General features: G+C 60.5%; 11 protein-coding genes. All 11 read left to right on the forward strand.

The window, feature by feature from the left end; translation table 11 throughout:
• The first annotated feature begins 606 nt into the window (after nucleotides 1-606).
• Nucleotides 607-1,521 carry a homoserine O-acetyltransferase MetA gene (metA, locus tag AC3YUO_RS02575; RefSeq protein ID WP_489961498.1) on the forward strand — a complete coding sequence of 305 codons (915 nt, stop codon included), beginning with the start codon at nucleotides 607-609 and terminating at the stop codon, nucleotides 1,519-1,521.
• Nucleotides 1,522-1,542: 21 nt separating this feature from the next.
• The gene (locus tag AC3YUO_RS02580) at nucleotides 1,543-2,205 is read left to right on the forward strand and encodes an HD domain-containing protein (protein ID WP_489961499.1); all 663 of its coding nucleotides are present in this window, start codon (nucleotides 1,543-1,545) and stop codon (nucleotides 2,203-2,205) included.
• Between the two features lie 147 nt (nucleotides 2,206-2,352).
• Nucleotides 2,353-2,730 carry a BlaI/MecI/CopY family transcriptional regulator gene (locus tag AC3YUO_RS02585; protein WP_118643692.1) on the forward strand — a complete coding sequence of 126 codons (378 nt, stop codon included), beginning with the start codon at nucleotides 2,353-2,355 and terminating at the stop codon, nucleotides 2,728-2,730.
• Nucleotides 2,723-3,679 carry a M56 family metallopeptidase gene (locus tag AC3YUO_RS02590; RefSeq protein WP_489961500.1) on the forward strand — a complete coding sequence of 319 codons (957 nt, stop codon included), beginning with the start codon at nucleotides 2,723-2,725 and terminating at the stop codon, nucleotides 3,677-3,679. Before AC3YUO_RS02585 ends, AC3YUO_RS02590 begins: the two co-directional genes overlap by 8 nt.
• Before the next feature lie 41 nt (nucleotides 3,680-3,720).
• Nucleotides 3,721-5,469, forward strand: coding sequence for a hypothetical protein (locus AC3YUO_RS02595; protein ID WP_489961501.1), 1,749 nt, complete (start codon nucleotides 3,721-3,723; stop codon nucleotides 5,467-5,469).
• A 35-nt stretch (nucleotides 5,470-5,504) separates the two neighbouring features.
• Nucleotides 5,505-6,368, forward strand: a complete 864-nt coding sequence (locus tag AC3YUO_RS02600; RefSeq protein ID WP_489961502.1) for a hypothetical protein — start codon at nucleotides 5,505-5,507, stop codon at nucleotides 6,366-6,368.
• Nucleotides 6,369-6,421: 53 nt separating this feature from the next.
• Complete coding sequence (locus tag AC3YUO_RS02605) at nucleotides 6,422-6,733, forward strand: hypothetical protein (RefSeq protein ID WP_489961503.1); 312 nt, start codon at nucleotides 6,422-6,424, stop codon at nucleotides 6,731-6,733.
• 21 nt (nucleotides 6,734-6,754) lie between these two features.
• Nucleotides 6,755-9,070, forward strand: coding sequence for a hypothetical protein (locus AC3YUO_RS02610; RefSeq protein ID WP_489961504.1), 2,316 nt, complete (start codon nucleotides 6,755-6,757; stop codon nucleotides 9,068-9,070).
• Between the two features lie 35 nt (nucleotides 9,071-9,105).
• On the forward strand, nucleotides 9,106-11,280 hold the full coding sequence (locus AC3YUO_RS02615) for a hypothetical protein (protein ID WP_489961505.1): 2,175 nt from the start codon (nucleotides 9,106-9,108) through the stop codon (nucleotides 11,278-11,280).
• Between the two features lie 182 nt (nucleotides 11,281-11,462).
• Nucleotides 11,463-12,302 carry a 3-hydroxyacyl-CoA dehydrogenase family protein gene (locus AC3YUO_RS02620; RefSeq protein ID WP_489961506.1) on the forward strand — a complete coding sequence of 280 codons (840 nt, stop codon included), beginning with the start codon at nucleotides 11,463-11,465 and terminating at the stop codon, nucleotides 12,300-12,302.
• Nucleotides 12,303-12,745: 443 nt separating this feature from the next.
• The gene (locus AC3YUO_RS02625) at nucleotides 12,746-13,888 is read left to right on the forward strand and encodes an acyl-CoA dehydrogenase (RefSeq protein WP_489961507.1); all 1,143 of its coding nucleotides are present in this window, start codon (nucleotides 12,746-12,748) and stop codon (nucleotides 13,886-13,888) included.
• The last annotated feature ends 4 nt before the right edge of the window (nucleotides 13,889-13,892 follow it).

A 13,892-nucleotide genomic window follows, 5' to 3' on the forward strand; every position in this document is an offset into this window, starting at 1 on the left:
ATTCAAAGCTTTAAAACAACCATCACCTTCTGGTGCTTTTCGTGTTTGTCACGTTGTTTAATTTACAAGGTGCACACCGCTCATCGCGGCGGGTTTTTATTGTAGCACTCGGTTTTTCCTTTGTCAAGAGCTTTTTTCAAGTTTTTTCAAACTTTTTTGAGCTCTTTCATTCGCCGGTCGTCCGGGGCTATCGCATGTCGCTCTCACAAGCGACCTGCTTATTTTACCACAGCTTGTTTCGCTTGTCAAGAACTTTTTTCAAGTTTTTCAAAACTTTTTGAAGTTCTTTCAGCAGAAACTTTGCTGTGCTGCGCGCCGCTCTCGCGAGCAGCTTAACTAGGTTACCACATTCGATTCCGCTTGTCAAGCACTTTTTTCGAGCTTTTTCAAACTCTTTTGTGCTGACCGGTCTCGGTGGGGCCCCTCGTTGGAGCGCTTGCCTATACTACCAGAACATTCCTCCTTTGTCAACACCTTTTTTCAAATTTTTCATTTTTTCTTCGTCCACATCAGGCGGACACTCATCTGCCAAAATCTCGCTTGCGGAAAGACACCTTTTGTGCTACTCTCTATATACATATTATATAATAAGTAGGAGTGGCTGCCATGCCCATTAAAATCCCTGATTCACTGCCCGCCCGCGCCACCTTGGAGGGCGAGAACATCTTCGTTATGACCGAATACCGGGCCATCCACCAGGATATGCGTCCGTTGAACCTGCTCATTTTAAATCTGATGCCCACCAAGATTGTGACGGAGACCCAGCTGCTGCGCAAGCTGTCCAATACCCCTCTCCAGATTCAGGTGGAGCTGCTGCACACCTCCAGCCACGTCTCCCAGAACACCGACGCGGACCACCTCTCTTCCTTCTATACCACCTTCGACCAGATTCGGGACCGGAAGTATGACGGCATGATCATCACCGGAGCTCCGGTGGAGAATCTGGATTTCACCGATGTGGACTACTGGGATGAGCTGTGTGAGATTATGGAGTGGACCAAAACCCATGTTCATTCCACCCTGCACATCTGCTGGGGCGCTCAGGCCGGTCTCTACTATCATTATGGGATCCCCAAGTACTCCCTGCCCAAGAAGCTGTTTGGTGTCTTCCCTCACACGATTATAAAGAAGCAGTCCCCCCTGTTCCGGGGCTTTGACGACGAGTTCTATGTGCCCCATTCCCGCTACACCGAGAACCGGCTGGAGGACGTGCTGGCCCGGCCGGAGCTGGAGCTGCTGGCCGTATCCAAGGAAGCCGGCGTCTTTGCGGTAAAGAGTGAGGACAACCGCCGCTTCTTCATCACCGGACACCCGGAGTACGACCCGGACACTCTGGCCAACGAATACTTCCGGGACGTGAAGAAGGGGCTGCGCATCGACGTGCCCGCCCACTACTTCCCCAATGACGACCCCTATCAGGCTCCCATTGTCCGCTGGCGTTCCGCCGCCCAGCTCTTCTACACCAACTGGCTCAACTACTACGTCTACCAGACCACGCCCTACGACATCACCCAGATCTAAGCTGACATCACGGAGGTCACCATGAACGTCACCTTTCAGGATGTGAAAAACTCCCCGGAGATCCGCACCTATATTACACAGGCGGACGCCTCCCTGCTGGCCCTGGGCTTTACGGAGCACTCCTTTGCCCATGTGAGCAAATGTGCCGACGTGGCCGCCCGGATTCTCACCGCTCTGGGCTATGACGCCAGAGAGGTGGAGCTGGCCCGCATTGCCGCCTACATGCACGACATCGGCAATGTGGTCAACCGCCACGACCACGCCATCAGCGGAGCCACCATGGCCTTCCGGATTCTGGACAACATGGGCATGGAGCCCTCCGACGTGGCCGCTGTCATTACCGCCATCGGCCACCACGACGACTCCACCGCCTTCCCCGTCAACGCCATTGCCGCCGCCCTGATTCTGGCGGACAAGACCGACGTGCGCCGCAGCCGGGTACGCAACGCCGACATCACCAGCTTTGACATCCACGACCGGGTCAACTACGCCGTGGAGCGCTCCGAGGTACTGCTGGACCTGACCGCCAAGACGGTCACTCTCTCCCTGTCCATCAACACCCAGGTGTGCGCCGTGATGGATTATTTCGAAATCTTCCTCCAACGCATGGTGCTATGCCGGAAGGCGGCGGAGTTCTTCCACCTGCGGTTCCATCTGGACATTAACGGTCAGATTTTGCTCTAATTCCATACGTTTTCCCGCCGGACAGCCGTTTGGGCTGTCCGGCTTTTTTGCTGCGATCTGTAACCACACTGTAACTTGCTTTGTATCTACTTCAAGTGTAGTATATAATTAACAACTACAATTGTAGAGGATAAGGAGCATCCCGCTATGAAACGACTGCCTGACACCGAACTGGAGGTCATGAAGGCCCTGTGGGCCTCAGGGCCGGACACCCCCCGGGCTCAGCTGGAACAGAGCCTGGAGCCCTTTCACTGGGCGCCCAACACCATCAACACCTACCTGACCCGACTGGCGGAGAAGGGCTTTGTGTCCGTGCGCCGGGAGGGACGGGGCAACCTCTATTCTCCGCTGGTGAAGCTGGAGGACTATCAGTCCTTCGAGAGCCGCAGCGTGCTCTCCCGGCTGTACGGCAGCTCCCCCAAGAATTTCGTGGCCGCTCTGGCCCGGGAGGGGCTGGCCCGCCGGGATCTAGAGGAGTTGAAGCAACTGGTGGACGAGCTGAGTGGAGGAGAGAACGATGCCTGATTTTCTGCCCGAGCTGGGCGCGCTGACGTTGGGCGGCAGCGCCGTGGTTCTGATTCTCTCCCTGGTGTCCCGCTCCACCCGCTCCCGGTATGGGGCCCGGTGGCGCTGCTGGGCCTGGCTGCTGCTGTGCCTGCGTCTGGCCATCCCCCTGCCCCTGCTGCCCCAGGGGGAGCAGGAGACCAAGGCCCCCATTCAGCTGACCGTCCCCTCCGACCCCATTCTTTTCCAGGGCCGCCCCGCCCGTCCCAATCCGGACGGTGGCCCATCTTCCTCCGGCGATATCTCCGTTCCGGCGGATCCCAATCAGGGGGAGCAGGGTTCCTCCACCGCCGTCTCATCTCCGGGGCAGGGCCAGACAACGTCCCCCGGTGCCTCCGTCCAGTCCCCCGCCTCCTCCGGGTTTTCCCTCTCTCTGTCCCAGGTGGTGACGGCGGTGTGGCTGGCGGGGGCCGCGGCAACGCTCATTTGGGCCTTTGTCTCCCATCTTCGCTTTTTGCTTTATCTGCGGCGGTGGGCCACCCCGGTGACCAATCCCGCCACCATCCAGCTGTTCAATGAGCTGGGCAACCAGCTGCACCTGGACCGCCGCCCCCGGCTCATGACCTGCCAGGGACTGCGGGTGCCCATGCTGGCCGGCCTCATCCGTCCCGTACTGCTGCTGCCCGAGTACGTCCCATCCGACTCCGCTCTGCGGTACTCCATGCTCCATGAGCTGACCCACTTCCGCCGCAAGGACATCGGACTGAAAACCCTGGCCCTGCTGGCCAATGCCCTGCACTGGTTTAACCCCCTCATGTGGTACATGACCCGACTGGTGGAACGGGACACGGAGCTGGCCTGCGACGAGGCCGCTCTGCGGACCTTGCCCGCCCAGGAGCATCGGGCCTACGGTCAGACCATTCTGGACGCGGTGGCCCAGCTGAAGGGCACCTGCTCCACTTCATCCTGATTTTTATCATTTTGCAGCCGTTACAGAAAAAGGAGGCCGCTATGAACTCCCCTGTTCCCACTCCGCCCCGCTCCCCCCTGAGCACCCGCCTGTCCGGCTCAGCCAGGGAGACCGAGCTGCGCATCCGCAGCATCTTCCAGTGGAAAAAGAAGCGCCCGCCGCTTCTGCTCATGGCCCTGATGGGGGCGCTCATTCTTCTGTGCGGCTCCCTGGTGTCCTGCCAGGTGAAGGCCGCCGCCCCGCCCGCCGGGCCGGAATTTACCCTCACCCAGCGGGGCACGGAGGCCGTCCCCTTTGAGCACCTGCTGGGGTACAGCGGCACGGTCTCCCACACCGTCTTTGACGAGGGCCCGGATCAGTATGTCTATGAAATTACTCTTCCCGATGGAACCGCGTTCACGCTGGCGGAGCACAGCGGCGACGTATCCCACCTGGATCTGGACGGCGACGGAGAACTGGAGCTGATCTGCAGCAATCCGTCCGGTTCACTTACCGTCTTCCGGCGCTGGTCCGATGGCTCCATCCGCTCTCAGGAGCTCTCCCAGGCGGCGGCGAATCTGCTGGGTCTGGAGGGGGAGGGCTTGCAGCTGGTCACCCTCACCTTCCACCCGGAGGACCAAACCGTGACCGTTCAGCCCACCTCCGGCCAGGAGGCGGCCGTTTTCCCCCTGTCTCAGCTTCTGGAGGCGGCCCACACCGGCGACATCGTTCTCCCGGCCGACCAGCAGCCCCTGGAAGAGAGCGCAAGCATCGTGTTCTGCGACCGGGTCAATCTGGACGGCCAGGGCGGCGAGGATGACAGCGTGGTGGTCACCTCCTGCCGCGTGGACAACGCCTATGGCGGCCGGACTGACCTGGAGGTCACCCTGGGCAGCGGGGAAACTCTGAACTGGAGTCTGGATCTGGGCGCCTACTGGCCGATTCTCTCCCCCGCTTTTCTCACCTCCGCCGAGCACCAGTGTCTGGTGCTGGAGCTGGATGACCGCACCTCCAACTACGGAGGAGCCATTTACTTCGTCCTGGAGGTGGTGGACGGCCAGCTGGAGGAGCGGTTCTCGCTGGATTGGGAAAACCAGGAGGACATTACCTCTATATATGGCGCCTATGTGCGGTCCGGCCCGGATGGCCTGCAGGAGCTGCGCCTGCCCCACTTGGAGGACAAGTGGCATAATCCGGTGTGGAACACCCTGTCCTGGTCTCAGGAGAAGCAGCAGTTCCAGCTGAGCTCTGACGGCTACTTCACCGACACACTGGAGATTACCGTGGAAGAAACCCGCACTCTTACCCTGGCGCTCCGTGGGCGGCGATTCGTGGATCACAACAGCCTCTACGAGTCCAGTTATCTCTACTATGACCAGATCGAGGTGTGGGACAGGGGGCGGCTCCTTCAGACCATTCTCCCGGAGTTTCCCCTCCCGGCCTCCAATGTCTTTGACGCGGACACCCTGGCCCGGACCACTATTCCGTCGGAATGTTATCCTCCCTCTGGATTCTCCGCAGAGTCCTACAAGGAGGTCTATGTCCAGGACATCAACTTTGACGGCGCGGAGGATCTTGGCCTGCCCTGCGACACCACCAATCGGGATATGCACGCCTGGTACCTGTGGAATCCCATCACCGAGCAGTTTGAGTATTCCTTTGCTCTGGCGGGAGCGATCACTGCGGACGAAGAAAACCAGCAGCTGATTGAGCGCCCCTTTGACTCTGAACACCCCGAGGGCTCCCCCGCCGCCTACTCCTACAATGCCCGTGGGCAGCTGGTGTGGTCGGGCGCCCCGGAACAGGAATGACAATCAAAGCCTCGAATTTTAAAAAGGAGACTGTTATGACCCGGAATCCCCCTTCCCCGCCCCGTTCCCCCTTTGCCACCCGGCTGTCCGGGCGCGCCAGCGAGACGGAGCTTCGCATCCGCAGCATCGTTCACTGGAAAAAGAAACGCCCGCCGGTGTGGAGCATGGTTCTGGCGGGACTGCTGATTCTCTCCTGCGGCTCTCTGGTGTCCTGCCAGGTTCGCCGGGAGGTCCCGTCCGACACTTCCGTCTCTGCTCCTGCGTCCGACCCCGCGCCCACCACCCACCAGGAGACGGGGCGCACCGTCCGCACCCTTCGAACTGCCTCGGGCCGGGAACTCACCGTAGCGCTGGAGGAGCAAAAAATGGAGGGGGAATACCTGGAAAACTGGTATCAGGTAACCGGCATCCAGGTCTATGACGGAGAGTCTCTCATTCAGACTATCGATCCCGCCTCCCTGGAGTGGCCCCAGCCCGCCTCCCCGGACGACGGCCTGTACGTCATGGGGGAGCACGACTATATGGAGCCCCAGGTGCTGGACCTGAACGCTGACGGCTCAGAGGACCTGGGAGTCATGGCGGAGCTTCTGCCCCCCAAGTCCCCCAGTTTTGCCTGGTTTCTCTGGGACGAGGACCGGGAGCAGCTGGTTCTCTCCGCCTGGCTCAGCGACTTTCTCATCACCGCCCGGCGCGGCACATACAGCCTCTCCCCCGATCTGGAATTCTACTGCAATTTCTACACCTATAACGCCGACGGGACCTGGGAAACGGTACAGGAGAGGCAGCCCTACCGCCCTCTCATTCCCGACGATTCCTGCCCCTTTGCCTGGGCCGAGCTTTACCAGGTAACCGGGGGCAAGGAAGTTTACTTCGGCCAGGTACTCCAGCCCACGGACTGATCCCCTTCGTCTCTCCCCCACTCTTTTCTCTTCATTTGCCAAAGGAGGCCTTTATGAAACGCCTGTCCCAAACACCACCCCGCTCCCCCTTCGCCACCCACCTGTCCGGCTCGGCCAGGGAGACGGAGCTGCGCATCCGAAACATCTTCCAGTGGAAAAAGAAACGTCCGCCCCTGTGGCTCATGGTCCTGGTGGGAGCCGTCATCCTGCTGTGCGGCTCTCTGGTCTCCTGCCAGAGCCAGACGCAAACCGTGTCCCTATCCATGGACACGCAGTACTACGACGCCAAGGAAAACTACATTGAAATCCCCGTCCTCACTGGCTCCGACGAAGGGGTAACCGCCATCAACGAGGCCCTGACCTAGCTGAAGGCGAACTACCAGCCGGTGCTGGACGGCTCCGACCAGACGCCCGGAGAGAACCAATGCCTCCTCTACCCCTCGGAAACGGAGCGCTATCTCAGCCTGGTGTTCTTCCGGACGGAATACCGCACCGACCTGGTCACCGGCCACGTCACCACCCTGGTCTGCGACAAAAAAACCGGGCAGCAGGTGACCCTGGCCCAGGCGCTGGAGCTGGCCGGGCAAACGGAGGAGGGGCTGTGCCAGGCCCTGGCCCAGCAGTTTGACCCCATTGTGCAAAAGGACAACCCTGACGCCGACGTGTGCATCCAGAACCAGGCGCTGGAGGGCTTCCGCATGGGGTCGGACGGCCAACCCGTCTTCTACCTCACCGCCCGGACGGACGACCGGGACGACAGCGTCCAGGACATGGTCAGCGGATGCGAGGACCTCTACATCTGGCAGGGCGGGAGCTTTACCCGCTACGACCAATACAATGTAACCCAGCCCCAGCCCCTGGTGTCGGCAGAGGAGTGTCTCGATCTGGAGCCTCCCCTGTGGCGGCAGTGGTACTTTGCAGGCGGTCAGCCGGAGGGTGGGTTCTCCTCCGCCTCCGGTCTCAGCAACGCAAACCGCCCCCTTCTTCAGGCGCTGTATGATGCTTTAAATGGCAATATCGCCGCCGACACCATGGACGAAGCCGCGCCTACCCTGCTCCAGTCTGCCAGTCTGGACGGCTACACCTTGGCCGCCGCCTCCTTCCGGGATGACTATTCCGTCTATCTGGTCATTGGCTCCTATGAAGAGGCCTCCGGCAAACTCACCGACCCCACCCTTGTGGCTTCTACCCGGGGTGGAGCCCCTCACACCCGTCTCTTTCTCCAAGACGGGACACCCAGTCTCCTCTATACTCTGAACGGCATATCCCAGGGCCTTCTTTACGGAGACTCAGGCGCGGTCCAGCTCCAGGACGGAAAGCTCTCCTGGATTTGGCCCGTGGAGGGCAATATCATGCAGCTGGGCACTCAGGCTCAGGCCGACTATTTTTCCTACTGGGGTGATCATCTGGCCCTCATGTCTCCCGGTGGGGTGGATGTGTTCGTCCACACCAACAACGCTGTGGTCAACGGGGACGGCCCCCAGTGGGTCCCTGACCACAACGAGCAGTTCTACGCCGTTCCGGAGGACCGGCTGACCACAGGCATCTACTACCAGGTCCGGGCGTGGCTGGAGGAGTATACCCGCAGCCAATATAACCCCTGGGACAGTCAAAACGCCTCCGCCGTGTGGCAGATTGTCTCCCTCACCCCAGAAGACGGAGTGTACCGGGAGCGGAATTTTGAGGGCCAGGTCTACTACAACCTGGTGGCCCGGGCGGACAACGGCGAGGACCTGTACCTCAACGCCTCGGTCCTCTATGACCACGGCAGCGGCAGGGTCGTGGATGTCAGCCGCTGTGTCATGGGCACCGGCCCGGAGCTGGGAACGGCGGAATTCTCCGGCCTGACGGCCGATAACGCCTCCCGGGACATCCTGATCCGCACCTACCTGGAGGCCTGCCTGGACGTACCTCAGTGGTACTATCTGGAGGATCTCCCTGACAACAGCGTGGAGGGAGCCATGAGTGTGGATGCGGTAACCCCGATCAACTCCGGAGAGACAGATGGACAGCGCTGGACTGTCTTTGAGCTGGATTTCGGCATCTACTATTTTGACGGTGCTCCTCTTCGCCTGGGCTGGCACGGCGGCATCAACCACACATACATCAGCCTGGCACAGGACCAGAACGGAAGCTACACCCGGGTGCTGGGCTTTGGGAGTGACATCGGCGATCAGCCGGCGTCCCAGCCGGCCAGTTCCCTGCTGAACGAGCAGGTCTGCCTCTACCGGGACGGCTTTGATCTCCCGGTGGGTCCTGGCCTGTCCCTGTCCTTCTCCTGCCTGGACACCATGTCCATTGAGGAGGAAACGCTGGCGGACTACGAGCCCATCTACAATTCCGGCGATTACTGGTTCCGCAGCAGCGGCCAGGTGGGGGGCAAGACCTTTACCGCCCTGAGCTACCACGACAGCACCACCAATCAGGACACCATCAACACCCTGGACACCACCATGACCGACCTCCACACGCCCCAGGGCATCCAGGTGGGGGACAGCCGGGCAGAGGTGCTGGAAGCCTACCCCACCGCCGTGGCCGGGAACTACTGGGGCCGGTACCCGGACAAGGACCTGCTCTACTACATTCCCGGCCTGGCCCCGGAACAATCCGATGGCTTTTATGACGAATTGGGCCCCGCCATTCTGTTCTTCTTCGAGGGGGACACTCTGTCCCAAATCACCCTGACCAATATGTTTAACTGAAGCCTTAACTGCCCCTGATAGGAAAGGAGAGCCCTATGAACCGCACCTCCCCTACGCCGCCCCGCTCCCCCTTTGCCACCCACCTGTCCGGCTCGGCCCGAGAGACGGAGCTGCGCATCCGAAACATTTTTCAATGGAAAAAGAAGCGTCCGCCGGTGTGGCTCATGGCTCTGGTGGGGGCAATTATCCTGCTGTGCGGTTCCCTGGTCTCCTGCCAGAACCAGACCAAACAGACGTCCGCAGTTGAGCTCCAGCTTCAATACTACGACCAGCTGGGCAACTATGTGGAGGTGCCCACCCTGGCGGTACCCGAAACAGAGGATTCCCGGGCCGTCAACGGGGCACTGTCCGCCCTGGCGGAGGAGTACCGCGCCGCCATCGACCAGATCTCCCAGGGCCAGCCTGGGGACTGGTTCCGCTGTCTGTGCTACCCCACCCGGACGGACCGCTACCTCAGTCTGGTGCTCTACCAGTACGATCAGGGGGCAGCCGCAGGGCTTGCCGGCTTCTCCCCCACCCTGTCCACCTGGGTATACGACCTGCAGGAGGGCAGGCTCGTCCCGGAGGACGAGGCCTGGAGGATGGCGGGCACCAATTTGGAGGAGCTGCGTGCCCAGTTAGAGGAGGAGACCGCAGCCGCTCCCACTGACGGTCAGGCTCTGGAGGAGGTCACTCTGGCCGGTTTCCGGATTGGCGCAGAGAACCAGGTCACTTTTTATCTCTCCTCCGTCCACACCGGGGAGGACGTGGAGTTTGACCGGCTCTACCAGTGGCAGGGCGGAACACTGGAGCGCTGCCCGTCTCCTGGCGTCACCCCTCAGGCCGAAGAATATCTGGTCCCGGCGGAGGAGACCATGGAGTTCTCTCCCGCTCTGTGGTGCCGGTGGAGCGCCGACGGCGGAGAGCCGGAGGATGGCTGGGACCCAGTCCCCATGAGCCAGTCGGTACAGAACCATCAGCTGGCCCGACGGACCATCCAGTCCTATGAGTATCTCTACGGCACAAGTGAGTATCGGCTGTTCTCCCACACCCAGGGCTCCCGCACCCTGATGCTGGTGGAAAGCACGGGCGCCCCCCACGTTGCCGGTCTGGACAATCTGGTCCTGGGCGTGTGGGATGAGAATGCCCAGGATTTCACAGGAGAAAGCTATCTCATCGGCGGCGACAACGGCCTCTGGTCCACCTGGGCGGAGGACGGGGACCTGTGGCTGCTGTGCTCCAACTCCACCACCTACCAGGGGGATGAGACCTGCAGCGGTCTCGGCCTGTTCCGCTTCGCAGACGGCGAACTGGAGCGGGTGCTGGAGCTGCCCCAGGCTGCCCTGGACAGCGGCATTCTCCCCGACACCGAGGAGGCCCGATATCTTCTGCACCCCCAGGGCGACTCAGAGACGGGCTCCCTCTCCTACAACTTCTGGTTTGGCCGTCTGGCCATTCCCGGGGAGGGCGGCTTTGATCTCTACGAGAAGAATCCCGCCTGGTCTTCCCTCCAGTCCGACCAGAACCAGTGGCTGTACCGGGGCTTTGTCCCCCTTTCCGACCAAAAAGCCGCGGCCTTACCCGGGGGCGATCCCCAGGCGCGGAGCTACTACGCCTCTCTTCTGGAGGACGTGCTGACCGGTCAGCCTCTCCCGGATGCTCTCTACGACTTTTCCGCTGAAAGCCCCGCCTCCCCGTCCCAGTATATCGAGAACCGGTTTGGGGTCTATGATGTGGACGGGGACGGCCGTGAGGAGCTTTTGCTGTCCCTCTACACCACCATTGTCGCCGGGCAGGGCACCTATGTACTGGACTACCGGGCGGACACGGACACCCTCCTGCTCCAGAGCCCGGACCGGTTTGGATTGGAGCCCAGCTTTTATCAAAACGGTGCGGTATGCTCCCCCTGGAGTCACAACCAGGGCTGGGGCGGACGGTTCTGGCCCTATACGGTGTACCGGTATGAGCCCGGGAGTGACAGCTACTCCTACGCAGGCTCGGCAGACGCCTGGGACCGGGAGATTTCCGACCAAAATGCGGACTTCCCCGCCTTTCCGGAGGATCTGGACGTGAGCGGCAGCGGTTTTCTCTACTATCTGGACGGAGACGAAACACCGGTGGATGAATCAGTCTATCTCCAGTGGCTGGAGGGGCACACGGGGGGCTCCGATCCCATGCCGGTGCAGTGGTTCGCTCTCACCGAGCAGAACATTGCCCGGCTGTCCGGCTGAGCAAGTGCAGGCTCCGTTCCCTTTGCCCTATCATCTCACTAAAACATTACCGCACTTTCCTCTTGCACCGCGGCAAAAAAACAGGTATACTGTGTTTCAAGAGAGCGGGACCGGTTTATCCGGTCAGACCCTGCCAGAAGGATGCTGGCAACCATTTTACATTATTTTAGGAGGAACACAGTATGAAAGTCGCACTTTTCGGCGCCGGCACCATGGGCCGCGGTATCGCACAGGTCTTTGCCGCCAAGGGTCACACCGTCCTGATGTACGCCAGCAGCCCCGCGTCCGCCCAGCGTCATAAGGATACCTTGGGTAAGTCCCTGCAGAAGCGGGTGGAGAAGGGCAAGATGGCTCAGGAGGCCGTGGACGCCCTGATGGCCAACGTCCTCATTCCCCAGACTCACGAGGAGGCCGCTGACGTCGATCTGGTGATTGAGTGCGTCAAGGAAGAGATGGCCACCAAGAAGGAGCTGCTCCATGAGCTGGACGGCTTCTGCAAGGAGGGCACTATCTTCGCCTCCAACACCTCCTCCCTGTCCATCACCGAGATGGGCAACGGCCTGAAGCACCCCGTCATCGGCATGCACTTCTTCAATCCCGTCCCCTCCATGAAGCTCATCGAGATCATCCGCGGTGCCAACACCACCCAGGAGACCTTCGACTTCATCTATAACCTCTCCAAGGAGATCGGCAAGGAGCCCGTTGAGGTGGCCGAGGCCCCCGGCTTCGTGGTCAACAAGATCCTCATCCCCATGATCAATGAGGCCATCGGCCTGGTGGAGACCGGCGTGGCCAGCGTGGAAGACATCGACAAGGCCATGATGCTGGGCGCCAACCACCCCATGGGCCCCCTGGCTCTGGGCGACTTCGTCGGCCTGGACGTGTGTCTGGCCATCATGGACACCCTGTATACCGAGACCGGCGATCCCAAGTACCGTCCCGCCCTTCTGCTGAAGAAGATGGTCCGCGGCGGTCTGCTGGGCCGCAAGTCTGGCAAGGGCTTCTACGACTATTCCAAGTAAGGTGCTATGCTTCGAGGCCCCGGTCCACAGGACCGGGGCCTCGTTTTTCTCTCCGTTCTTTTGACGCTATTTTACGGAAATTTCACCATTTTTTGTGCCTTTTGATGCCTCTTTCTGTTTTTGCCAAAACATTTCCACAAAAACTGTGCATTTTACCAGACATCTCCCCCTTGCACTCCCCCGGGAAAACCGTTATAATTTTAACAGTAAAATTCCTTTGCCGCGCGTACATACTTTAACGCAACAGCGGGGGCTGCCCGTGTTGCGGTTTTTTCGGGCTTTCTTTGTTAAAAATATAACAATATTCCCGGCCGCGCGGTACCAAACCTCATATCGTCTGCTCCCTCGTCCAGCGCCGTCCGTCCCGGTCAGACGGGCCCCGCTTCGGCAAAGAGCGTCTACGATGATGTCAGTTAAGTATTAAAAACTAGGAGGACTGAAAAATGGATTTTCACCTGTCTAAGGAACAAGAGATGGTCCGCAAGATGTACCGCGAGTTCGCCGAGAACGAGGTCAAGCCTCTGGCCGAGGAGATCGACGAAGAAGAGCGCTTCCCCATGGAGACCGTGGAGAAGATGGGCAAGCTGGGCATGATGGGCATCTACTTCCCCAAGCAGTACGGCGGCGCCGGCGGCGATGTGCTGTCCTACGCCATGTGCGTGGAGGAGCTGGCCAAGGTGTGCGGCACCACCGCCGTTATCGTTTCCGCTCACACCTCTCTGTGCTGCGCCCCCATCTTTGAGCACGGCACCGAGGAGCAGAAGATGAAGTACCTGCCTGACCTCCTGTCCGGCAAGAAGATCGGCGCCTTCGGCCTGACCGAGCCCAACGCCGGTACCGACGCCTCCGGCCAGCAGACCACTGCCGTGCTGGAGGGTGACCACTACGTCCTCAACGGCTCCAAGTGCTTCATCACCAACGGCACTGTGGCCGAGACCTTCGTGGTCTTCGCTATGACCGATCCCAAGGCCGGCAACCACGGCATCTCCGCCTTCATCGTGGAGAAGAGCTTCCCCGGCTTCTCCGTGGGCAAGCACGAGAAGAAGATGGGTATCCGCGGCTCCTCCACCTGCGATCTGATCTTCGAGGACTGCATCGTGCCCAAGGAGAACCTGCTGGGCAAGGAAGGCCAGGGCTTCAAGATCGCCATGCAGACTCTGGACGGCGGCCGTATCGGCATCGCTGCTCAGGCTCTGGGTCTGGGCGAGGGCGCTGTGAACGAGGCCGTCAAGTACACCCAGGAGCGTATCCAGTTCAAGAAGCGTCTGAGCCAGTTCCAGAACACCCAGTTCCAGCTGGCCGACATGCACACCCGGATGCAGGCCGCTCAGTACCTGGTGTACGCCGCCGCTACCAAGAAGCAGAACCACGAGCCCTACGGCATGGACTCTGCCATGGCCAAGCTGTTCGCCGCTGAGGCCGCTAACGACGTGACCCGCAAGGCCGTGCAGCTGTTCGGCGGCTACGGCTACACCCGTGAGTATCCCGTGGAGCGCATGATGCGCGACGCCAAGATCACCGAGATCTACGAGGGTACTTCCGAGGTTCAGCGCATGGTTATCTCCCGCGCGCTGGGTGTGAAATAAGTTA

Source organism: Pseudoflavonifractor sp. HNCC25GI2 (genome assembly GCF_058136395.1).

Excerpts from the sequence above, each read along its gene's own strand:
- metA (WP_489961498.1), top strand. The coding sequence starts at position 607 with ATGCCCATTAAAATCCCTGATTCACTGCCCGCCCGCGCCACCTTGGAG.
- AC3YUO_RS02580 (WP_489961499.1), top strand. The coding sequence starts at position 1,543 with ATGAACGTCACCTTTCAGGATGTGAAAAACTCCCCGGAGATCCGCACC.
- AC3YUO_RS02585 (WP_118643692.1), top strand. The coding sequence starts at position 2,353 with ATGAAACGACTGCCTGACACCGAACTGGAGGTCATGAAGGCCCTGTGG.
- AC3YUO_RS02590 (WP_489961500.1), top strand. The coding sequence starts at position 2,723 with ATGCCTGATTTTCTGCCCGAGCTGGGCGCGCTGACGTTGGGCGGCAGC.
- AC3YUO_RS02595 (WP_489961501.1), top strand. The coding sequence starts at position 3,721 with ATGAACTCCCCTGTTCCCACTCCGCCCCGCTCCCCCCTGAGCACCCGC.
- AC3YUO_RS02600 (WP_489961502.1), top strand. The coding sequence starts at position 5,505 with ATGACCCGGAATCCCCCTTCCCCGCCCCGTTCCCCCTTTGCCACCCGG.
- AC3YUO_RS02605 (WP_489961503.1), top strand. The coding sequence starts at position 6,422 with ATGAAACGCCTGTCCCAAACACCACCCCGCTCCCCCTTCGCCACCCAC.
- AC3YUO_RS02615 (WP_489961505.1), top strand. The coding sequence starts at position 9,106 with ATGAACCGCACCTCCCCTACGCCGCCCCGCTCCCCCTTTGCCACCCAC.
- AC3YUO_RS02620 (WP_489961506.1), top strand. The coding sequence starts at position 11,463 with ATGAAAGTCGCACTTTTCGGCGCCGGCACCATGGGCCGCGGTATCGCA.
- AC3YUO_RS02625 (WP_489961507.1), top strand. The coding sequence starts at position 12,746 with ATGGATTTTCACCTGTCTAAGGAACAAGAGATGGTCCGCAAGATGTAC.